This is a genomic window from Paenibacillus taichungensis (genome assembly GCF_050994985.1).
GTDB classification, from domain to species: domain Bacteria; phylum Bacillota; class Bacilli; order Paenibacillales; family Paenibacillaceae; genus Paenibacillus; species Paenibacillus taichungensis.
The window spans coordinates 1,391,830-1,413,994 of the sequence record NZ_CP194720.1 but is presented as its reverse complement, the minus strand read 5'-3'; the positions used below and the strand labels follow the sequence as shown (position 1 = coordinate 1,413,994).

Annotated in this window: 17 protein-coding genes; 1 reads left to right on the top strand and 16 read right to left on the bottom strand. The window is 45.7% G+C overall.

Annotation, left to right across the window (positions count from 1 at the left end):
- Window positions 1-8: 8 nt before the first annotated feature.
- Window positions 9-1,607 (bottom strand): family 10 glycosylhydrolase, encoded by a 1,599-nt coding sequence (locus ACR1R9_RS06465; protein WP_099858210.1) that lies wholly within the window; start codon window positions 1,605-1,607, stop codon window positions 9-11.
- A 207-nt stretch (window positions 1,608-1,814) separates the two neighbouring features.
- Complete coding sequence (gene mntR / locus ACR1R9_RS06460) at window positions 1,815-2,243, bottom strand: transcriptional regulator MntR (RefSeq protein ID WP_076291863.1); 429 nt, start codon at window positions 2,241-2,243, stop codon at window positions 1,815-1,817.
- A 231-nt stretch (window positions 2,244-2,474) separates the two neighbouring features.
- Here mntR and splB point away from each other — a divergent pair, with 231 nt between their 5' ends.
- The gene (gene splB, locus ACR1R9_RS06455) at window positions 2,475-3,545 is read left to right on the top strand and encodes a spore photoproduct lyase (protein WP_433921486.1); all 1,071 of its coding nucleotides are present in this window, start codon (window positions 2,475-2,477) and stop codon (window positions 3,543-3,545) included.
- A 145-nt stretch (window positions 3,546-3,690) separates the two neighbouring features.
- Here splB and ACR1R9_RS06450 read toward each other — a convergent pair whose 3' ends face one another.
- The 14 genes from ACR1R9_RS06450 to ACR1R9_RS06385 form a co-directional block, all read right to left on the bottom strand.
- Complete coding sequence (locus tag ACR1R9_RS06450) at window positions 3,691-4,404, bottom strand: cytochrome c biogenesis CcdA family protein (protein ID WP_024631017.1); 714 nt, start codon at window positions 4,402-4,404, stop codon at window positions 3,691-3,693.
- Window positions 4,405-4,452: 48 nt separating this feature from the next.
- The gene (locus ACR1R9_RS06445) at window positions 4,453-5,256 is read right to left on the bottom strand and encodes a metal ABC transporter permease (RefSeq protein WP_024631018.1); all 804 of its coding nucleotides are present in this window, start codon (window positions 5,254-5,256) and stop codon (window positions 4,453-4,455) included.
- A gap of 50 nt (window positions 5,257-5,306) precedes the next feature.
- Entirely contained in the window at window positions 5,307-6,065 is a 759-nt protein-coding gene (locus ACR1R9_RS06440; protein WP_076291860.1) for a metal ABC transporter ATP-binding protein, read from the bottom strand.
- A 55-nt stretch (window positions 6,066-6,120) separates the two neighbouring features.
- Entirely contained in the window at window positions 6,121-7,110 is a 990-nt protein-coding gene (locus tag ACR1R9_RS06435) for a metal ABC transporter solute-binding protein, Zn/Mn family (RefSeq protein WP_256716936.1), read from the bottom strand.
- A gap of 312 nt (window positions 7,111-7,422) precedes the next feature.
- Window positions 7,423-9,492 carry a methionine--tRNA ligase gene (gene metG, locus ACR1R9_RS06430; RefSeq protein ID WP_281364908.1) on the bottom strand — a complete coding sequence of 690 codons (2,070 nt, stop codon included), beginning with the start codon at window positions 9,490-9,492 and terminating at the stop codon, window positions 7,423-7,425.
- Window positions 9,493-9,921: 429 nt separating this feature from the next.
- On the bottom strand, window positions 9,922-10,173 hold the full coding sequence (gene yidD / locus ACR1R9_RS06425) for a membrane protein insertion efficiency factor YidD (protein ID WP_076291858.1): 252 nt from the start codon (window positions 10,171-10,173) through the stop codon (window positions 9,922-9,924).
- A gap of 2 nt (window positions 10,174-10,175) precedes the next feature.
- Complete coding sequence (locus ACR1R9_RS06420; RefSeq protein ID WP_063565677.1) at window positions 10,176-10,640, bottom strand: Fur family transcriptional regulator; 465 nt, start codon at window positions 10,638-10,640, stop codon at window positions 10,176-10,178.
- A gap of 391 nt (window positions 10,641-11,031) precedes the next feature.
- A complete protein-coding gene (locus tag ACR1R9_RS06415; protein ID WP_433921487.1) occupies window positions 11,032-13,290 on the bottom strand; it encodes a stalk domain-containing protein in 2,259 nt (752 codons plus the stop codon).
- A gap of 284 nt (window positions 13,291-13,574) precedes the next feature.
- A complete protein-coding gene (nagZ, locus tag ACR1R9_RS06410) occupies window positions 13,575-15,236 on the bottom strand; it encodes a beta-N-acetylhexosaminidase (protein ID WP_326065797.1) in 1,662 nt (553 codons plus the stop codon).
- A gap of 13 nt (window positions 15,237-15,249) precedes the next feature.
- Window positions 15,250-16,884: a response regulator transcription factor gene (locus ACR1R9_RS06405; protein WP_433921488.1), complete on the bottom strand. Its 1,635-nt coding sequence runs from the start codon at window positions 16,882-16,884 to the stop codon at window positions 15,250-15,252.
- Window positions 16,881-18,722 carry a cache domain-containing sensor histidine kinase gene (locus ACR1R9_RS06400; protein WP_076291854.1) on the bottom strand — a complete coding sequence of 614 codons (1,842 nt, stop codon included), beginning with the start codon at window positions 18,720-18,722 and terminating at the stop codon, window positions 16,881-16,883. The genes ACR1R9_RS06405 and ACR1R9_RS06400 overlap by 4 nt, the downstream gene beginning before the upstream one ends.
- 31 nt (window positions 18,723-18,753) lie before the next feature.
- On the bottom strand, window positions 18,754-19,584 hold the full coding sequence (locus tag ACR1R9_RS06395; RefSeq protein ID WP_063565672.1) for a carbohydrate ABC transporter permease: 831 nt from the start codon (window positions 19,582-19,584) through the stop codon (window positions 18,754-18,756).
- A complete protein-coding gene (locus tag ACR1R9_RS06390) occupies window positions 19,584-20,468 on the bottom strand; it encodes a carbohydrate ABC transporter permease (protein WP_076291853.1) in 885 nt (294 codons plus the stop codon). The genes ACR1R9_RS06395 and ACR1R9_RS06390 overlap by 1 nt, the downstream gene beginning before the upstream one ends.
- 163 nt (window positions 20,469-20,631) lie before the next feature.
- Complete coding sequence (locus ACR1R9_RS06385) at window positions 20,632-21,996, bottom strand: extracellular solute-binding protein (protein ID WP_099858215.1); 1,365 nt, start codon at window positions 21,994-21,996, stop codon at window positions 20,632-20,634.
- Between the last annotated feature and the right edge of the window lie 169 nt (window positions 21,997-22,165).

Sequence of the window (22,165 nt, the reverse complement as noted above, 5' to 3'; positions counted from 1 at the left end):
AAATTGTTTTACAGTCCATAATAGGCTTTTAATTTGGCGATTAAGCCGAGCGGGTTTTTCGTCAGGTACTGTGAGCTGAAGAAAATATCCCCTTTCACCGTATCATATTTCTCATTATATATAAGCTGATCAATGATTTCTTGGGATGTCTGCCACCCGATTTCTGGTGTACCAAGCTTATAAGGAGAGTGACCAATATACAATTTCACATCGGTATTTGCCACTTCATTGGCCCACCAGTCAACCACCTTGTCATATCTGGCAGCACTTAGTGTCATGCTCCAGTACACTTGGGGTGCAACATAGTCAATCCACTCCTGCTTGATCCAAGTCCGCACATCCGCATTCATGCTGTCATAAGCGGTTACTCCGGCTTTTGTATCAGAACCTGTCATATCAACCGATTTGTTACGCCATACACCAAATGGGCTAATGCCGTATTCAACGCCAGCTTTCACCTTGTGAATGCTCTCTCCGAGCTGCTTGACGAATTGATTGATATTGTCCCGGCGCCATTCTGCGCGGTCACTCGTATTCAATGTGTTGTATGCTTTGAAAGCCGCATCATCATTAAACGTTACATTGGAAGGATAGAAATAATCATCCAAATGTACGCCATCAACATCATACTGGTTAACCACTTCCATGATGGAATCAATAATATGCTGTCTCGCTTCCGGTATGCCTGGATTAATATACAGCTTGCCTGATGCGTTAACAATCCAGTCCGGGTGAAGTTTGGATACATGATTGGCAGCAAGCCCAGTTGTCGTTGCCGAGTTGGTAGCCCGGAACGGGTTGAACCAAGCATGGAACTCAAGGCCACGTTTATGAGCTTCCTCGATCATAAATGCAAGTGGATCATACCCAGGATCTTTCCCCTGTGTGCCTGTCAGTACACTATTCCACGGTACAAGACCTGATGGATAGATCGCATCCCCATTGGCTCGCACTTGAACAAATACGGCATTGATCCCCATATCCTTCAACGTATCAAGCTGCTGAATGAACTCCAACTTTTGTTTTTCTACATTTCCTTTGGCACTAGATGAAGGCCAGTCTCCGTTTACAGTCGAGATCCAGGCTCCTCGCATCTCATCTGTGTTTGGCGTAGTTCCCGTGCCTCCAGGCTCTGCTGGTGTCACTGGAATAGGATTGGGAGCATTGCCTGTGGCCAGATTAATCGTCTGCTCAGACTGGTTCCAGGTGACCTGAATTCCCAAGTTCTCACTGACGAATCGAATCGGTACCATAACGCGGCCTTGCTTCAGTTCTACCGATGCATCAAGATCAACCACAGCACTATCCACCGTTGCCTGCTGGCGTCCACTCGTCATCGTAATGACTGAATCGGATTTCTTGATCGTAACTGTGCGGGTAGCCTGTGACCAAAGCACAGATGCACCCAGTCCTTCACTAATAACACGCAAGGGAACCATCGTTACATTTACTTTGGGCAAAATGTAAGGTGAAACATCAGACTCCAAACGCTGTCCATCCAAATAAATAACAATTTCCTTTTGACTAGCTGCCTGCGCCGTCAGTCCTGACGTTTGTAAACCCAGAACAAAAATGAGCAGCAGGATTAATCCTTTACGAAGCTTCATCAGTGCAATCCTCCAAAATAATTATAAATTCGCGGCAAATTCTGCTAGTTTAATAGACGCTCCTAATGATTGTTAAGTTGCGAATAATCGCCAAATTTTGGTCAGAAAAATGCAAAAGGACGCTCCCTACCGTTTTAGCGGCAGGTGCATCCTCTGATTTTGAATGGATATTCATTGTAATTTTTCAGTTAAGTCTGGCTTAAAAACTTAAGATTCTGTATTGCTCATGACATCCTGAATACTTTTGAGATCACGCAGTCGAGTCTCATCCTGGCGGAAATATTCAACCAAAGATTCGATGCAGGTAATGGAATCCCAGCTCAAATGGTGTTCTATCCCTTCAACATCCTGGTAAATATTTTCTTCTTGAACACCAATCGTCGTCAAAAATTGTTCAAGCAGATGATGGCGCTCCATCAACCGTTTGCCCATCTTTTTACCTTTTGGCGTAAGCACCAGCCCGCGGTACTTCTCATAGATCAGGTACTCGTCTTTGTCCAGCTTTTGGATCATCTTCGTCACCGATGAAGGATGTACTTCCAAACCTTCAGCTATATCAGACACACGAGCATAGCCCTTTTCATCAATTAATTTGTATATACGCTCCAAATAATCTTCCATACTGGGCGTTGGCATCTGCTTCCCTCTCTTCTCTCTGACCTGCAATATTCTTGCCTGGTCACTATCTTATAATGATACATGTTATCAATACGCATTGGCAAGTCCTGCACAATTCATTCACTATTTACAGTCCATAAAACACTTCTCGGGGCTTGAATTCCTTCACCGTCACGCAAGTATTGGCAAGGGTGACTTATCTCTAAACGAGGCAAACTAAGCAGGTTCCGTATTGAAAGGAGTGATTTCGTGAGTATAAGTGTAGCGCAGCCACCCGTTCGCAAAGCAAAAGGCACTAAACCCTTTATTCCCGATTTGGTGTATTTTGAACCCGGTGCGCTGGAATATGAGAAAGGTAAACGAATTATGGATTGGGTTACCTCTAGAGATATCCCATATCAGATGACGACATCCCATAATCGAATTACCAATCTCCCTGGTGAAACGGAACAGGAAAAATACCGAATGGCCAAGCGCACTCTTGTCGTCGGCGTGCGTAAAACACTCAAGTTTGACCAATCGAAGCCTTCGGCGGAATATGCCATTCCCATCTCCACAGGTTGTATGGGCCACTGTCATTATTGTTATCTTCAAACGACACTTGGGGCCAAACCCTATGTCCGTGTCTATGTAAACACCGAAGAAATCATTGAGGCTGCCAAGGGATACATTGAGGAACGTGCACCTGAACTTACCCGTTTTGAAGCAGCCTGTACATCTGATCCCGTAGGTCTGGAGCATATTACAGGAAATCTCGGTGACCTAATTCGTTTTATGGCAGATGAGGAACACGGGCGACTTCGCTTTGTAACCAAATATCATCATGTTGATCCTTTATTAAACATCAAGCATAACGGACACACTCGAATCCGTTTCAGTGTGAATTCGGATTATGTGATCAAAAATTTTGAGCCAGCCACCTCACGATTTGAAGAGCGAATTGAAGCCGCAGGCAAAATTGCTCATGCCGGATATCCGCTCGGATTCATTATTGCCCCAATTATGTGGTACGACGGCTGGGAAGAAGGATATAGCGAGCTTTTACAAAAACTTGCCGATACACTTCCCGAAGAAGCAACCAAGGATCTAACTTTTGAGATGATCCAACACCGTTTTACCAAAACGGCAAAAGCCACCATTGAGAAGCGATACCCCAAAACCAAGCTGGAGATGGATATCGAAAAGCGGAAAATGAAATGGGGCCGCTGGGGCCAGTACAAATATGTGTATAAAGATGATCAGCAGGATGCCCTGCGTGAGTTTATTACTGAACGCATTTTTGAACATTTCCCACTGGCCAACATTGATTACTTCACTTAAGCGTAGAGCTGACACCTAATATTAAAGAGCCATTGATTAAAAAAGCAGGTTACATGAGCCCAGAATCATTCTGGTTTCCATGTAGCCTGCTTTGTTCTTATTTAAAATAACCCTTGAGTAAAATAAAAATCGTCGTTACTCTGTGCTAGATAATCATCCAGTCTGGTGTAATTTGCTGTAGCCAAATCGTAATTTTCGTCATCTGATCCGTAAACAACAACACTCCGAGGAACAACATTAATGCGCCTCCAGCTTTCATCATGATATTGGAATAACGCAAGATCCAGCGTGTAGAACCGATGAAAAAGGCCAAAATGAAGAACGGTAACGCAAATCCAGCCGTGTAACCCGTAATTAAAGCCAACCAGGTTGTTGGTTCGCTCGCAGCCATCGCGATGATAGCAGTCAATATCGGCCCAATACAAGGCGACCATCCTGCCGAGAAACCAATGCCAAAAATAAATGAGCCTAAGTACCCCGCTGGTTTCCATTTCATATCCATTTTGCGCTCTTTCATTAGAAACTGAGGTTTGAACAAACCAAGCAAAAATAAACCCATTAACATGATTAAGATCGCGGATAATTGACGAATGAGATCTCGGTTATCATTGAAAAATTGGCCAAACAATCCGGCTCCCAGTCCGAGCGAATAAAACACAGCTGAGAAGCCCAAAATAAACGCCAGCGTATGAGTCAATGTCTTGAAGCGAACTTCACGCTGATTGCGCTCATCCTTCAACCGTTGTACCGTCATCCCCGTAATGTAGGAAAGATACGATGGATACAGCGGTAGACAGCATGGCGATATAAACGAAGCTAATCCTGCTACAAAAGCCAGCCACACATTAACATCAGGCATGAAGCGGATATCTCCCTTCCCTGGGGGCTCACTTGCTCTCGTTCAGACTCAGGCTCGGAACCCTTTTTTTCCAATCATCGTTAGAATCAGCATCATGATAAGCAAAAGTACAATTGTTGCTCCTGGTGCAAGGTTCCAGATCCCGGCCACAACCAGCCCAATGACCACGGCAATTTCGCCAATGACTACAGACAATATAATCGCCGATTTGAAACTTCGTGCCATCAGCAAGCTTACAGCTACCGGAATGGTCAGCAGTGCGGATACCAGCAATGCACCCACAATTTTGATCGCCGTACTAATGACAAGGGCTGTCATCACGGTAATCAGCATGTTAAGCAATTTCACAGGCAATCCGGTTACCGCTGCGGCATCCTCTTCAAAGCTGAGCAGGAAAAACTCCTTATGTAACAGTGCTACAACGATGACCACGATCAACGTAACCACACCGACCAGCTTCAAATCTGTGGAGTCTAGTGTATAAATACTGCCGAACAGATAACTCATAACATCTGTATTATAACCTTTGCCCAGCGTGAAGAACAATGAAGCCAGCGCTACCCCACCGGACATGATAATCGCGATCGATAACTCGGCATAACTTTTGTACGCCTTGCGCAGTTTCTCGATCGCAAAGGATGCGAGCACGGCGAAAATAAGCCCCACCGCAATCGGATACACTTCAATCAGGAATCCGAGTGCAACCCCGGCTATAGTCACATGAGACAGGGTATCCCCGATCATGGATAAACGCCGCAGCACCAGAAACAATCCGATCAACGGTGCGGTGATGCCGATTAACAATCCCCCCGCAAGCGCCCGCTGAAAAAAATCACTCATTAAAATTTCCAAAACACACACGACTCCTTCGGCCTTGCTCTAATCTGGTTGCGTACTCGCGTCTAACGTACCTGGGTGGTGGTATGCTGCAAATTAGTCTCGGCGCAGTCTTCCACCTCATGGGAATGACGGACATGGAAATGTATCTTTCCGTTTGTCACCGCTGCTTTGGAACCGAGATAACTCTCCATCCGGTCCATATCATGTGATACCATCAGGAATGTCATCCGGTGGTGTTCATGCATATGGGTAATCAATTCGAAAAAACTGGCCTGGGATTCAGCGTCGATACCCACCGTCGGTTCATCCAAAATCAAGAGGTCAGGGTGATTAATAAGCGCCCGTGCCAAAAACACACGCTGTTGCTGTCCGCCTGACAGTTGTCCAATCCGTTTGTTCGCCAAATCCTCAATCCGCATCACCTGCATAGCATCTGTGCACTGCTGCTGACATTTACGCGACATTCGGCGAAACATATTCTTATTGTTGTACAAGCCAGACATCACAACTTCCCTTACCGTCGCAGGAAACAATGGGTTAAACGCATTTTTTTGCGGAACATAACCAATCCGTTCCCAATCCTTAAAACGGCGGATCGACTGTCCGAATAGCTTGATATCTCCCTCGGCTGGAGGCAAAAGTCCAACCAACATCCGCAGCAATGTCGTTTTGCCCGCCCCGTTTGAACCGATAATTCCGACGAAATCCCTTTCCTGGACCATAAAATCGAGATTTTCAATTACTCGCTGGTCACCGTAGGAAAATGATAGTTTCTCGATCTCTATGATTGGATCATGGCACAATGGCATGATTTGCTGCATGGCAAAGCCGCCCTTCATTATATATAAGGATTGCAATCGAATCCTTCAGTCTATCTTATTTTAATGCGATCAGCAGATTTTGCAAATTTTTCTCCATCAGAGTGAAATAATCATCCCCGTTGGTAGCCTGTTCTTTGGTTAAACCTTCTACCGGATTCAGGACCATGGTCTCTACACCCGCTTCATTGGCAAGAGTTTTCGCCAGTTTGTCAGATACCAACTCTTCGAAGAAAATGTATTTAATCCCTTCATCCTTCACCAACTTGGCCAACTTCACAATATCTTGTCCTGTAGGCTCCGCATCGGGAGAAAGTCCCATAATGGCATGCTGGGTCAACCCATAGTCACGTGCAAGGTACCCGAAGGCTTGGTGTGATACGACAATTTCCTTGTTGGGTACTTTAGACAATTCATCCGTAAAGTGCTGATCCAGTGTTTCCAGCTTGGTCCGCAGCTCTTCGTAACGTTGTTCATATCCTTCTTTATGTGCAGGGTCTACTTCAACCAGGCTGTTTTTGATATTTTCAGCCATTACCATTGCCGATTTTGGACTTACCCACGTATGAGGGTCCACATGATGGTCTGCGATATCCTCTGCGTTAGCTTCATCAGCATGTTCGTCGCTATGTTCATCCACCTGTTCTTCACCATGACCGTGTCCATCATCACCTTCAGCAGTCAATAGAGTAACCCCTTCACTTACTGCAACTGACTTCACCTTGGTATCGCTATTCAGTGACTTCAGGAAGTTGGGGACCCATCCTTCCAGACCTGCACCATTGTATAGAAACAACTCGGCTTTGGATGTATTCACAATATCTTGGCTCTTCGGCGTCCAGTCATGTGGTTCAACACCTGTGGGCAGCAAATTAATGACATTTGCATCTTCCCCGCCAATAGTGGAAGTAAACGCATAGACAGGATAGAAGCTCGTGATCACATTCACTTTGCCTTCCACCAGCTTGGCACTATCCGAATTATTCTGACCGCATGCCGACAATATGAGCAAACTAAGAACAAGCAGACCGCTGAGCAACAATTTCATATGCATTCTTCTACCTGTCACTTGAGTCCGGTTTAACTGGTCTAGATTTCTTCCATTATAAAGTTTCACTAGTATTCACTCCGCATCTCTTAATCGTAAACATTACTGAAAGAATTATAGGTAACCTGCTCGAACTTGTCAAGCCGCTTTGTCCTATCCATTCTTTCCTTGAGCACGGAGTTCATAACAGTATATGCTTGTTTTCTTCCTATCAGATCCGATTTCATCCCAAAATAAAAAGTGACCCGATTCTCATCGAGCCACCTCCTATTACAACTATATAAATCAAAACCTTGTTTTACCCTCAAAGTATTATTTTACTTGTGCACCATTAGGCATATTATCCGGTACCGTTGCCAGAGTAAGCTGGTCGCCATGAGATGCGGCCAGGATCATGCCCTGGGACAGTTCACCGCGCAATTTCACAGGCTTGAGGTTCGTCACACAGATGACTTTGCGTCCAACCATATCTTCAGGTGAATAAAACTTCGCGATTCCCGATACAACCTGACGTTGCTCATAGCCAAGATCCAGCTGCAACTTCAGCAATTTATCGGCTTTCTTGACCGGTTCACAAGCAATTACTTGAGCGACACGCAGTTCCACTTTGGCGAAATCGTCAATACTGATCTCTTCTTTACCTTCTGGTGCTGTGACGGGTTGAGCGGCTTCAGAAGAGCCTCCAGCATCAGCTTGAGCTGCCTCAGGCTGCGCTTCAGCTTTTTTGCCTCCAGTCATCGCTTCAGCAATATAAGCAATCTCCTGCTCAGAGTCCAGACGTGGGAAGATCGGGTCACCCTTCTGCAATGCGTTGCCAGCTGGAATAACACCCCATTGCTTCGCTGTATCCCAAGCCGTCAGTTCACCTTCCTGAATGCCAAGTTGTTCCCAAATTTTGCGCGGAGCACGTGTCAGGAACGGCTGCAAGAGGATAGAAGCAATCCGCAAGCTTTCAATCAGATGCGACATTACCGATGCCAGTTCATTGCGTTTTGCTTCATCACGAGCCAGAGCCCAAGGCTGAGTCTCGTCAATGTATTTGTTACTGCGGCTAACAAACTGACTGATCGCTGTCAACGCTACGGAAAATTGCAAGTTTTCCATAGCCTGCTCCACTTTCTCCACAGCAGCAAGACCCGCTTCTTCAAGAGATGCATCAAATTCGGTCACACCAGAAGTAAACTCAGGCGCTTTACCTTCGAAATATTTGTCCACCATGGCTACCGTACGGTTCAACAGGTTTCCAAGGTCATTGGCCAGATCGGAGTTCACACGTTCTACAAAGCTTTCTGGAGTAAATGTACCATCTGAACCAAATGGAACTTCACGCAGCAGGTAATAACGCAGTGCATCCAGACCATAACGGTCAATCAGAGTTACCGGATCAACGACATTGCCTTTTGATTTTGACATTTTGCCGTCTTTCATCAACAGCCAACCGTGAGCGAATACTTTCTTCGGTAAAGGTAGGTCCAATGCCATCAGCATAATCGGCCAGTAAATCGTATGGAAACGAACAATTTCTTTCCCTACCAGATGCACGTCCGCAGGCCAGAATTTGTTGTAAAGCGATTCGTCGGATGAACCATAGCCCAGAGCTGTAATGTAGTTGGACAACGCATCAATCCATACGTATACAACGTGTTTCGGATCGCCTTTAACTTTGACACCCCATTCGAAAGTTGTCCGGGATACGGCCAAATCTTCCAAACCTGGCTTGATGAAGTTGTTGATCATTTCATTTTTGCGGGACTCCGGCTGAATAAAACCCGGATTCTCTTCATAATATCTCAGCAAACGATCCGCATACTTGCTCATCCGGAAGAAGTAGGATTCTTCTTTTACCAGCTCAACCGGATGTCCGCTATCCGGACTTTTGGCCGAGATAATTTCGCCTTTGTCATTCTTCTCCACATCAACCAGTTGGGTTTCCGTGTAATACGTCTCATCCGGGATACTGTACCAACCTTCGTACTCACCCTTGTAGATATCCCCTTGTTTCAGCAAACGGTCAAAGATATCCTGTACCACTGTTTTGTGGCGCTCCTCCGTCGTACGAATGAAGTCGTCATTGGAAATATCCAGTTTGTTCCACAGTTCCTTGATGCCAACCACGATGTCGTCTACAAAAGCCTGCGGTGACTGTCCTTTCTCCTGTGCCTTGCGTTCAATCTTCTGTCCGTGTTCATCGGTTCCTGTTAAATAACGAACTTCATAGCCACGCAGACGTTTGTAACGAACCATAGCGTCACCCGCTACAGTCGTGTAGGCGTGCCCGATATGCAGTTTGTCACTCGGATAATAAATCGGTGTTGTCAGATAAAATGTTTTTTGATCAGCCATAGATGAATTCTCCTCCTTCATATAGTCGTGCTTTTTCATTGCATTTGCCTAAAAAAGAACACAAAAAACTCCCGTCCCTGTATGGGACGAGAGTTGCTCTCACGTGTTACCACCCAAATTCCCCGTGCTTTTCACAAACCACAGGCTCTGCCGGTCCTTCGACCGCCCATTAACGCTGGATCACGCCTCGGCCTTACGACAGCCGTTCTAATCAACGTCTGCACACTCGAAAGAGGTTCCTCCGGGACCATATTCCATCCTCCTCCCAGACCGGTTCTCAGCTCATCCGGCTCTCTGCACTGGGGGTGTGTCTGTACTTATCCCTTCACTGGAAATCATATAGAACTACTGAAAACCAAACTTTTGGATCAGATATACATACCAAAAATATACTGAAATACTGCCTCCTTTGTCAAGTGGACAGCAATCTTGATTCGACTCAAACCGGTAAAATCGACCATTGGCTTGTTAATCCGATACCATCACAGTCTTTTCAGCCTTGGGCGGCACCAGATCCACTCCGCCTGGATGAAATGGATGGCATTTCGCAATACGCTTTGCCGCAAGCAGTGATCCTTTGAACGCACCGTGCACCTCAATCGCCTCCATCGCGTAAGCCGAACAAGTAGGATAGAAACGACATGTCGGCGGCTTCAAAGGAGAGATATAGCTGCGATACACCCGAATGGGAGCCTGAACCAGTCTGCGGGATAACTTCATCGTCAGTGCTTCCCGTGAGTGTGCTGATGACCAGATGACACTTTGGCTGGCACATGTTCAGCACAGTCCTTACAGTACCCGAAAACTTCAAATTTATGATCGACAACCTGGAATTGCTCAGGCGCATCTGCAAGCTGCATTGGGCAAAAAACGATTGGATATGTCTTTTGGCATTTCAAACAAATCATATGGTGGTGATGGTGATCCTCGCTGCAATGTGCTCTGAACTTCACCCCATCTTCAAAGATGACCTGCTCCAGCACACCCAATTCTTGCATGACACGCAAATTCCGGTACACCGTGTCAAAACTCAGTCCGCTGTAAGTCTTACCCATATATTCATAGACGTCCTTGGGTGTCAAATACCCAGGGGATTCGGCAAATAACCGGGCCAGTGTCTTCCGCTGATCCGTAATGCGGAGCCCCTGCGAGGACATGGTAGTAATAATCTGTTCTGTCGACAGCATGATCTAAAGCACCTCCTGTCATTTGAGCATTCTGCATAACCCCCAAAGAGCAACTTCATTTCTAGCAATACTTAGATCGAAATGGTTTTATTCGTCTAGGTATTGTACCCGTTAGCCTGTGGAATCAAATTATGCAAATGCTGATACTTATGCTTGATTTATATACTACTAATAATGCCTTAAATGAAGTTCATAGTCAACGAAAGCGCTTGGATACCGCTAATTACAAGCGTGACTAAAAAAGAGCTGCCCCCGGTCATTTGCATGACTTGGGGACAACTCCTTCTTCTGACGGTTCAGATGATCAATCCTTCGGGCGACTTTGGGGGTGACAGGATAATACCTTATAACTTCACACCAAACCGTCCGTCCTAGGTAACAGGTGAAACAATTACTTCTCTGTCGGAAGCGGTGTGAACAGCAGGTTAACCGGCAAATTGCTTCCTGGTGCAGCCGAGAACACAATCGTTACAGCTTCGCCGTACGAACCTGTGCGATAGAGTACACTTTGTTCATTTGGTGCACTTAACGATTTGCTGCCATTCGAAATCTGCACAACCTGACCATTAACAAGTGCTACACCCGAGTATCTACCACCACGAGGGTTGAATGAGATCAGCGTGCGCGGAGCCACATTGTTCAGTGTAATTTTGTAAAGTACGCCGAAGTTACCCGCGTTAGAAGCTTCCGTATAGGCCATAGGGTCTGTGCCGACCAGATTCGGGTCACTTGCATTATCCCCAAGTGGCAGACGAGCGGGCTTCGAACCTACTTCTTGGTCATACGTGATGACACGTGTTGCATTCGGGTACGTACCACGGTTGTGCACACCGTCACGATCCAGAACAGGCAGTGTGGACCATACAGCCATCGGATCTTTATTTTCTTCGATCATGATAATGTTGTAATCCAGCCTGTAGTCGCTGAAAACATCAGAATACAGTGAAATTACTTGCCCTTGCTTCATAGGAAGAGCATTGAGTTCAGTAAGAATCAATTTGCTCTCTCCTGGCTGCAACACAACATTCAATTTTCCAGTGCCATCTTGCATGGACTGGAACCAACGCTCAATCGATAACCTTCCGGCTACTGTTGCAAATGGCGAAGGACCCGCGAAGCCCACATTTTGCTGCTCTAATGTTGCTGCGTACATATTATTATTCGTAGCAACAACGTACATTTTTACGTTTTTACCGGTGTTATTTACATGGTGAATCATGAAACGGGTCTGACCGATTGAAGACTCTTTGTACACAATCCCTTCCGAATTAACGGTTTCCGGACTGTTACTACGAATCAGAACACTTTGCTCATCGTAATAAGTGTACGGAACTTTCTCCATGGCAGGAACTTCACTGCCGTTGAAGCTGAACTTATCACCTACCGGCGTGAACAACTGATTAAAATCAGAGATAGTATACAGAGTTTCATTTGTGATATTGACATTCTTGGTATAGCTGTTACTAGCACCATGTTTGTCCGTAACGGTAATTGTTACTGTTTTTGGACCCGGAACAAAGAATGCCAGAGCATTGTTTTCCCATTCAGTTTTTACAATAGCATTTTCATCATCAGTGCTCTGATCAATGTACGTGATCTTTTCACCCATTTTGTATTCTTCCTTGTCTGTCGTAAACATCGCTACAGGGGGAAGATTCGGTTTCTGAACTTGAATCGTAACAGAGTATGGATCACTCCATTGTCCGCTCGAATCCTGGACAGCATACGTTACCGTATATGTACCTGGTTGGTCAAACGAATCCTGACGGCCAGTCCAGCGCTCGTCTACGATGTCAAATCCCTTTGGAGAGCTGGATTTGGTGTTGTATGTCACCGTGTCTCCTACAAAGATCTCTTTTTGTACTGTGAAGCTGGCTACAGGTTTGGTATTCAGGTTCAGTACAACAGTCTTGGCAGACTGATTAACTTTATAAGTAATATTAAGTGCCTGAGTAATCGATGTCAGTGGCACCATGAACGTATTTTTTTGTTGATAGGCAGGGCCTTTCATCGTTCTGGATTCACCGTTAACAGTGTAAATGCTACTATTTGTTTTGAAGCGAAGCTCATCTTCGCCACTAATAATAATGGTTTCTTTGGTTGTATTGTCATATTTCACTTCATAACCAACCCGATCAACCAGTGCGCGGATCGCTACATAAGATACTCCATTTTTAACAGCCATCGGCTGTCCGGCAAGATATGTTTTGCCGTCTTGCACCATTTTGTTGCTGTTCATATAAAGTGTCAGATCTCCGCCTTTACTTCCGGCTACAGATTGACCGCTTGTAGATGGTTGCTCAACCTCAACTGGAGCTGTCGGAACTGTTGTTTCCTCTTCCGCATCCTCTCCATCAGCAGGGTCTGTAACAGGGTCAATCGGAGTAACATCTGTACCGGTAGGTTCATTCGTCACCGGGTTTGTTCCTTCGACTTCATTGTTATCAGGCTGTTTTGTATCTGACCCAGACTTTACATCCGATTCCGAGATTGTTTGTTCTTTCTTCACAACCTCCACGGATTTTACATTGGCTGTATTTGTTGTTGTTGTATCACTTTGATCGGCTGCTAGTGCATTCGCTGGAATCGCTGCAAACGCTTGGAATACAGCTAAAGCGGTAAGTATGGATAATTTCTTCTTCAAATTCATTCTTTGTCTTTGGCTCCTTCTGCTCCCATTTTATAAATATCCCCCTCAAAAAGTCATACTATTAGACGCTTAGTACCGGGAAAAGTTGCTAAAAATATTTGATAAGAATTGTAAACATTTAATAGAGCGAAAACACTATGAAAATAGTTATCTATCACACCTTCGACTTGGAGTGAAATCTGTATTAAAACCCGCCGCATTTTCCAATAAAAAAATCCCTCAAGACATGGTTGAATAAGCACCATGCCACAGAGAGATTTAGAGATATAGAGTTTTCGAATTTGCTAACGCAAACTGACGGGCAAGCGTCCTGTTGGCTGCAATTCACCTGTTAAAACGAGGGACAATGCGCGAACCACTGCAGGAGTGTTCTCGTACGTACATACATAACTTCCCGGCGTCGGAATCTCCAATAGATCGTATGGATTACGCAGAGCGACTACAATCAGGGAATGCTTCTCACTAAGTTTTTGAACCAAATGATGTTGCCCTTTCGGAAGATGGCCTGCGGAAGTGTAAGTACATACGATGATTTGATCTTCCTCCGACACATTCTTGAGTATCTCGTCCGCTTCATCATAAGAAGGCTGTGTCGTTATTTTGTGCTCCCGAACTCCGGCTCTCAGCTGCGATAACGCCACGCCAAGCGAATCTGTATGAGACCATGGTTCATCCACTTCTGTGCGTTGCACAACCTCCGGCCAGATGACATACACATTCTTTTCAGGGTTTAAGGGAAGCAATCCATCATTCTGAACTACAGTAATACTATTGGAGGCAATCTCATCCAACCTGGATTCGAAGGAGGCCAGCGACCTTGATGATTCATCTTTCTCTTTTGTTGAGAACGTGATCCCATCCTCATCAGACCCATCCGATACAGCATCATCCTCTTCCATGGAGACAAACGTATGCTCCCACTGACCACAACGCGCTGCCTTCCATGAAATAATACGTTCCAATGCCTGGTTAATGGTAGCTTCTTCAATTCGCCCAGTGCGAACGGCTTCGACAACGGCTTCCACAGCAGAGACTTGATCTTGCAGTGTGTGACTGACCAGAATTAGATCAGCACCTGCCTCCACGGCACGAATGGCTGCTTCGGCCACACCATATGGCTTTGATATCGCATGCATTTCCAGACAGTCTGTAATAATAATGCCGTCAAAGCCCATTTCTTCGCGTAACAGCCCCGTCAACACTTTACGGGACAATGTAGCTGGAATCGGCTCCGGTTCAATCGCCGGGAAGACGACGTGAGCAGTCATGATGGCATCCACTCCGGCCTCAATAGCGCGATGGAACGGCAGAAGTTCCACCTCATTCAGCCTGTTACGTTCATGAGGTACAGTGACCATACCGAGATGTGAATCCACCGCTGTATCTCCATGTCCAGGGAAATGTTTGGCTGTTGCAGCAACGCCTTGGGATTGATATCCTTTGATGGCTGCTGCACCGTGAGAAGCTACGCTCTCCGCATTCTCGCCATAGGAGCGCACCCCGATGACCGGATTAAGAACGTTATTATTTACATCCAACACTGGAGCGAGGTTCATATCGATACCGATGCTTTTTAACTCTTGACCTAGAATCTGTGCGCATTCAAGGGTATAGACCGGATTCCCCGTCGCTCCAAGCGCCATGTTTCCAGGTACCTGGGTCACTCCCTCTTTGTCAATCCGGGCCACCATCCCACCCTCTTGATCCACGGAGATCATCAGAGGTAAATCTCCGGCTTCAGCTGCGATCGCTTGCAAGTCGGCAGACAGTCGTTTTAACTGGTCTACGCTTTCCACATTCCGCCTGAAATAAATGACGCCTCCAACATGATAATCACGGATCAGTTGATTGATCTGTTCATCAGCATGCTGTCCATGGAATCCACACATAAACATCTGTCCTACCCGCTGTTCCAACGAAAGCTGATCGATCGAATTCATACGCATGCTTTCCTCCCCATTATGAACCTGCTCTTTGGTTTGACCTGAATTCTGATGGTTTCATGTGAAAATGTTTATGGAACACCTTGGAGAAATATCGCCGTTCCTTATACCCCGTCGCTTCTCCAATGGCTGTAATACTCCATTCCGTTGTACTCAATAATAAGGCCGCACTCTCCATTCGCTTATGGGTCATATATTCAACAAAGGTTACACCCATCTGATTTTTGAACAGCTGGCAAAAGTAGCCCGGACTGATGCCCAGCCAATCAGCTACCTCATCAATGCCCAGATCACATTCCAATCTGGCGTTCATATACTCGCACGCAGAACTGATCAGCTCAGACACAGAGGGGCGAGGTACACTTTTCTTATCATGACAAACATAAGCAAGTGCCTCCGCCAGTTCGATTAATTCCTTGATGGAGGTTGCTGAATGCAATGCGCTCCAGAAGTGCATTTCGTCCTGTTCAGCCATGACATGTACTTCGCGCAATTCACGAAGCATATGTACCAGCAGAAAACGCAGACTATTTTCGGCTACGCCATCCAGCGTACTTTTATGCTCGCTCATCTGATGTTTGAGCCTCACTAGCAGTTCTATCAATCCTTGTTTATTTCCCTGTTTGATCCAGCGGGTGATCAAGTCCAAATCCTCTTTTGTAATCCACATTGTTGTCCTGCTGGAAGGTTCTTTGGATGACATGATAGAGTGCTCAGCAGATTCTTGTTCCTGCGCATCGCTGCGCTGATTAGAATCATTCATGATTAGTAATCGCTGACAGTGCCGGTATCGCTCAGCCATCTGATCATTCAGTTTCACAGGCATAACATCCTGAATGACCCTTGTCTTCATGCCTGAACCTATCTCAAATGTCGTATCTAGTTCCAACTGGACCTGTTGAGCCAGTGCATCTGCTCGCAGTCTCCATTCATCTGACGCCTCCACCAACATGCACCATTCTCCCTTACGGGCCGAAATCAGCAGAGTTCCTTCATAAATCCGGTCTGTAATCTCCCTAAGTTTGGAACGGACCATTCCATGCCAGCTTTGGTGCCGAGCCCCAGACCATCCGATCGAATGTTTAAAATAACCTGACACATCGATAAGTAGCAGGATATATCGTAACGAAGATGCCTGTGGTTCGGAGGAAGAAGGAGGGGAAGAATATAATGAATCTTCCTCTTTTCGCATCAGGTCAATGATATGTTTGTGCCTTACCCATACTTCCATCTCCGATTTGCGGTGGCGTTCAGCCTCCACTTCCAACCGTTTCTTCTGAATCTGACTAGCAAGCTCACGCAATTTCTGTTCCAGATCCAGGTAATCGATTGGTTTGCATATGTATTCATGGACATTGTAACGAATGGCCGTACGAGCATACTCAAACTGCTGATATCCTGTCAGCAAAATAATCTCGCAAGTTTCACCTTGTTCCCGCAATATTTGAATTAGTTCCAGACCATCCATAGAGGGCATGCGAATATCACATAACATGATGTCAGGGTGACATTCAGCAACTTTATCCAGTGCTTCGGACCCGCTTCTGGCCGTACCTACAATTTCAATGCCCATGTCTTCCCATGGCAAGATAAAACTCAAATTCTCCAAAATCGGCAGCTCATCGTCAACCAACAACGCGGTTAGATTCATTCATCTTCCCCCTGCTCATATTGTGGAATAATACATTGAATGATAGTGCCATGTCCCGGAGAGGAACATATAAACACCCCGTATCCGGCCCCATATTGAATCCTTATCCGATCTGCAACACTTCTTAAACCCAGCCCTCGACGCTCTGCCATTGAAGACAGCTGCTTCGTTCCCTCAGCCATGATGTATTCAGGCGGGTCTTCTGCCATGTATTCGAATCGAGCCAACATTTCCTGGGGAATACCGATACCATTATCCTCAACTCGAAGCACCAAGTTATTCCTTTCCACAAATGCACTGATCCGAAGTACACCCTGATATTCGATTCCCTCGAACCCATGCTGAATACTATTTTCCACAAGAGGTTGGAGGGTTAGCTTGAGTATAGATGAGGTGTACAGATGAGATGGAATGTCAATCTCGTACCGGAACAAATCACTAAACCTGTAATGCTGGATCTCAAGATAACTCTGCAAGTGCCTTAACTCCTCACTAAGCGAGATCTCCTCCTGATCCTGAATACTGATCCGCAGCATATTGCCAAGACGTGTCACCATTTCACTTACTTTACGCCCTTCTCCCCTCATGGCTAGTCCGTTAATGGATTCCAGCGTGTTAAATAGAAAATGAGGTTTGATCTGGGCTTGAAGCACGCGTAGTTCTGCCTTGGCCTTCTGTTCCTGCTCTGCACGCACACGTCGGAACAGACCGCCGATGCGATCCAGCAATTCGTTGAACCCTTGGGCAAGCAGCTGCATCTCGTCAAAGCCACTTCCTTCGACCCGGGCATTAAAGTCCCCGTCATCTACACGCCTCATGAATCGTACGAGTACCGCAATATTGCCGGTAATCCGGTTCATGAAGAACACATTGAAAACCATCGCAGCAAGCAGGCACAGCAGAATGATAATAATCGACCAGCCAGCAAACACATTCGTCTCTGCCGATAATGCTTCCCATGAAGTGACACTGACCAGACTCCAGTTATAGTTTTTCAGATGATATTGTGAAATGATGCTTTCACTGCCATCGAACACTGCTCTGGTGCTGCTGAACCCTGGTCCGTAAATTCCAGAACGCACACCCAGATTCTCCATCTTCTCTCCGCTGTAGCGTCCGGAAGGATCGTATACGATCAGACCCTCTTCATTGATGAGCAGGAATGAAGTATCCTGTGCAGGATCACTTATCTGCAGATGGCGGAAGATGCGGTCCATCTCCCCTTTTTTAATCTGAACGACAAGGACCCCAATATTCTGAAAATAACTGAGTTCCTTGACCAACCGAATCTGAGTAAAGACAGGCTCTACGCCCGTCAGTTCAGGATATTCCAGAGGGGCCAGCCATTTGGGCACGCCGTTGAGTTCCTGGATTTCTTTGAATATTGGATGAACCTTAAATTGTTGGAAAGGAAGCGCTTGAAAATTTTCTTTCGTAAATATAGAAACGATCTGGTTATCTTGAGACGAACGCGGACGCAAATCATACAAGAAGGCATAACTAATAAACGGGTAGTTGTATAAAAGGGAACGGAAATTACGCTGGCTGGCATTCAGCGACAATTGATTACCGATTCCAAGGTCCTGTTTGCTAGGATCTTTGGCGTTCAAAGCCATCTGGAATACCGATGTGGCAATGCCGTTGTCCGTGACATTGTTGATCTGCTGAAAAACATTCTCGATATTATAGCTGATCGCCTGGAGTGCATATTCAGACTGCTGATTGTATTTTTTCTCAATCGTATGTGATGTGACCAAGAACATGCCGATTCCAAGCGTGCACATCGGTACAATGATGAGCAACAGAAATGCCATGGCCAGCTTCATCCGCAAGTTCATTTCCCGTTCTCCCTATATAACGCATCGTTAATTAACCTTTAACACTACCTGCCGTTACGCCTTCAATGATTTTCTCCTGCAATATGGCGTAGATTACAACAACCGGTACAACACTGTATACAATGCCTGCTGACATCTGGGCATAATTCATTTGATACTGATCACGAAACTGGACCATGCCGACAGGCAATGTACGCAGTTTATCGGTGGATAAGAAATAGTTGGCGAGTAAAAATTCGTTCCAGTTGCCGAGGAAATTCACGATAAACACCGTAACAATGGCTGGAACTGTAAGGGGTATCACTATTCTAGCAAAGATACCCGGAGCCCTCAACCCATCCATAACCGCGGCTTCCTCAATTTCTCCAGGGAGTGACCGCATAAAAGCAGCCAAAATAATAATTGTGAACGGAATTGCATTCGCAACATAAGGAATGATCAGCGCCAAATGAGTATCCAAAATGCCGAGCTTGCGGACAAGCAAATAAATCGGCAGCATGAGCGCATTATTTGGAATCAGCATGCCCGCCAGAATGAGACTGTACAATAACATGCTCCATTTGCGGTGTCTCATCCGCGTTATAGCAAAAGCAAACATAGCACCAAGCACAATGGTTCCGACTGAGGACAAGACCGAAATGTACATGCTGTTCCAGAAATACGTTCCAATCTTGGCATTTACCCAAGCCTCAACGTAGTTATTAAACACCCAAGTGGAAGGCAGACCGAACGGATTCAGTGCAATTTCGTTGTTATCCTGCTTAAATGAAGAAAAGATTACGAATAAAAAGGGAAACAGAATCGCAAGTAGATACAACATCAACAAAACATGAGGTATACTGCCTTTTATGTTTTTTACCATCAATATTCCACCCTTTCGTTGCGTCTCGCCACCAGCAACTGATATACCGCGGTGAGCACAAGCGTCAGAGCAAAGATCAGAACCGCAATCGTATTGCCATAACCGTATTTGAAATTGGTAATTGCATATTTGATCATATACGTAGCAAGCACTTCGGTAGAGCCTGCAGGTCCACCTTTGGTCATAACCAGAACAATATCTGCTGCCTTCATCGCCCCGGCAATGGATAACATGATGACGACGGAAATGATAGGTCTGATAAGTGGCAATGTAATTTTGAAAGCTCTTTGTACGGCTGTTGCTCCATCAATGGCTGCCGCTTCATCCAGATCCTTTGGAATAGCCAGAATGGCCGCCAAGACCATGACAATATAAAATCCTGTCCACTGCCAAGCATTGGTTACGAGAATGGATATCATTGCGAACCGATTATCGGATAGCCAATAGACTGGCGAAATACCCACGGTTTCAAGTAACTGATTCAACAGGCCGATGTTAGGCTCGTATATGAATCCCCACAGAATACCGATGACGGCCGTTGACATAATGGACGGCAAAAAGACGGCTGTTTTGTATAATCCCTTCAATCTCTTCACGTTTGCAATGAGCAGGGAAAACAGCACAATGAGAGGCACCTGGATCAAAACCGAAAATGCGATAAAGAAACCGTTATTGCGCGTAGAAATCCAAAAACGTTCATCTGTCAATGCTTTTGCATAGTTGGACAGTCCCACAAAACGCGGCTCTGCGGATACACCGTTCCAACTGGTCAGACTGTAATAGAGCGAACTGCCGATAGGATACAGGAAAAACATGATAAACAAGATCAGTGCCGGCAACACAAACAACGTATAGATCAGCGGGCTGCGGAGTGAAGTATTCATGATCTACCTCCTTCAGTGACTTCAACTTCTTATGCTCGTATATAGAGCAGATTCCTCAGCAGTATAATTCTCTAGATAGGACCAAGGGTTTTACCCCGGCAGTGTTCCAACCGGGGTAAACCAGCATGGTGTTAGCAGGTACTCTTCTTCGCTTAAAGATCGATTATTCTACTGAAGCATTAGCCTCTTCCTGAACCTTCTGCAATTCTTCAGCCATTTTCTCTGGTGTCGTCTGTCCACCAACCAGCTTCTGAATTTGCAAGTTACTGATCTCTGTCGTTACATCGGCTTGAACGAGTGCATCGAAAGCCGGGAATGAAGTCTGCGATGCATTCAGAACAGCTACGATTTCTTTCATCAAATCGTCAGTGATGCTGTCTGTCAGCACTTTTTCATCCAATTTCATTGCTGGTAACACACCGTCTTCTACGAGTCCACGAACTTGCATATCTTCGTTGTAGAAGTTTTTGATAAAGGCTTTAACAGCCGCAAGCTTCTGAGGATCATCCGCAACCGCTGCGGAGAAGCCGTATCCGTTATTGACGTCACGCATCAGGGCTGTTTGATCTCCTGCACCGTTCTCTACTGGAGGCATATTGAAGAAACCAACCTTGCCAATGAGTGACTCACCGCTCTGTCCTTCCTTGAATACAGACGATTTCCATGTACCGTCGTACATCAGAATCGCTTCACCACTCGTAAATTGAGTTGTATATTCTGCATACTCAAAGCCAAGCTCGCCTTTTTTGAAGTAACCTTTATCCACCCATTCCTTATGCTTCGCGAATCCTGCGACAACGCCTGGATCAGTCCACTTGGCTTCGCCTGTAGCAAACTTCGCCGTAATATCAGGTCCAGCGTAACGGGACCACAGATGGTTTGTTAACATGAGTGGAACCCAGCCTGCTTTGGAAGCAGAAGCAAGTGGCACTTTGCCATCAGCCTTGATCTCAGCGAGCATATTATCCAGCTCAGCCATTGTTGAAGGCGCTTTCCAACCTTTTTGCGTAAAGTACTCTTTATTGTAGAAGAATCCTTCACCCGATCCGCCAATAGGCAGTCCGTACACTTTGCCTTCATAGGTAAATGGCTCAAGTGATGAGAATTGGTCCTGAATGCCCAGTTCTTGCAAGATCGGCGTGAGATCTAACAACATGCCTTCCTTGGCATATACTTTGGAGTCCGGACTACCGAACAATTCGAAGATATCCGGCGGATTGCCTGCTGCCATCTCACCACGAAGCTTCTCCTTACGGTTTACATCGGATTCAACTCCGTCCAGTGTAAAGGTCAGGTTAGGTACTTCGCTCTCCACTTTGGCCACAACGTCCTGCAGAATGGCCAGCCTTTTTTGTTTGTCGGCACCCACCTGAGTGTGACGGAGAAGCATCTCAACCGGTTCCTTGCTTGGCTCCGCAGGCGTATTGCCTGCTCCCTGTTGTGGCTCGTTAGTTGAGCTCGAACAACCTGCCAATGTCCATGATGCGATAAGCAATAATGAAAGCAGTAATGTCATTCCTTTTTTCATTCGTATGACCCCCCTCAAGATATTGAGCATTTGGCTTTACACTCTGATTATAAAAAGTTGTAGCTTACATCGTAAGGATGACAATTCATCAATAGAGGGATAAAATCCTTCACTGGACAAATAATCTTGCATTTACAATTGATAACAGTAAAAAAACAGCCCCTGCGAA

Excerpts from the sequence above, each read along its gene's own strand:
- mntR (WP_076291863.1), bottom strand. The coding sequence starts at position 2,243 with ATGCCAACGCCCAGTATGGAAGATTATTTGGAGCGTATATACAAATTA.
- yidD (WP_076291858.1), bottom strand. The coding sequence starts at position 10,173 with ATGAAGTTATCCCGCAGACTGGTTCAGGCTCCCATTCGGGTGTATCGC.
- metG (WP_281364908.1), bottom strand. The coding sequence starts at position 9,492 with ATGAAAAAGCACGACTATATGAAGGAGGAGAATTCATCTATGGCTGAT.
- ACR1R9_RS06420 (WP_063565677.1), bottom strand. The coding sequence starts at position 10,640 with ATGCTGTCGACAGAACAGATTATTACTACCATGTCCTCGCAGGGGCTC.
- ACR1R9_RS06450 (WP_024631017.1), bottom strand. The coding sequence starts at position 4,404 with ATGCCTGATGTTAATGTGTGGCTGGCTTTTGTAGCAGGATTAGCTTCG.
- ACR1R9_RS06465 (WP_099858210.1), bottom strand. The coding sequence starts at position 1,607 with ATGAAGCTTCGTAAAGGATTAATCCTGCTGCTCATTTTTGTTCTGGGT.
- ACR1R9_RS06440 (WP_076291860.1), bottom strand. The coding sequence starts at position 6,065 with ATGCAGCAAATCATGCCATTGTGCCATGATCCAATCATAGAGATCGAG.
- ACR1R9_RS06395 (WP_063565672.1), bottom strand. The coding sequence starts at position 19,584 with ATGGTAAAAAACATAAAAGGCAGTATACCTCATGTTTTGTTGATGTTG.
- ACR1R9_RS06435 (WP_256716936.1), bottom strand. The coding sequence starts at position 7,110 with ATGAAATTGTTGCTCAGCGGTCTGCTTGTTCTTAGTTTGCTCATATTG.
- ACR1R9_RS06385 (WP_099858215.1), bottom strand. The coding sequence starts at position 21,996 with ATGAAAAAAGGAATGACATTACTGCTTTCATTATTGCTTATCGCATCA.
- ACR1R9_RS06405 (WP_433921488.1), bottom strand. The coding sequence starts at position 16,884 with ATGAATCTAACCGCGTTGTTGGTTGACGATGAGCTGCCGATTTTGGAG.
- ACR1R9_RS06390 (WP_076291853.1), bottom strand. The coding sequence starts at position 20,468 with ATGAATACTTCACTCCGCAGCCCGCTGATCTATACGTTGTTTGTGTTG.
- ACR1R9_RS06400 (WP_076291854.1), bottom strand. The coding sequence starts at position 18,722 with ATGAACTTGCGGATGAAGCTGGCCATGGCATTTCTGTTGCTCATCATT.
- nagZ (WP_326065797.1), bottom strand. The coding sequence starts at position 15,236 with ATGCGTATGAATTCGATCGATCAGCTTTCGTTGGAACAGCGGGTAGGA.
- ACR1R9_RS06415 (WP_433921487.1), bottom strand. The coding sequence starts at position 13,290 with ATGAATTTGAAGAAGAAATTATCCATACTTACCGCTTTAGCTGTATTC.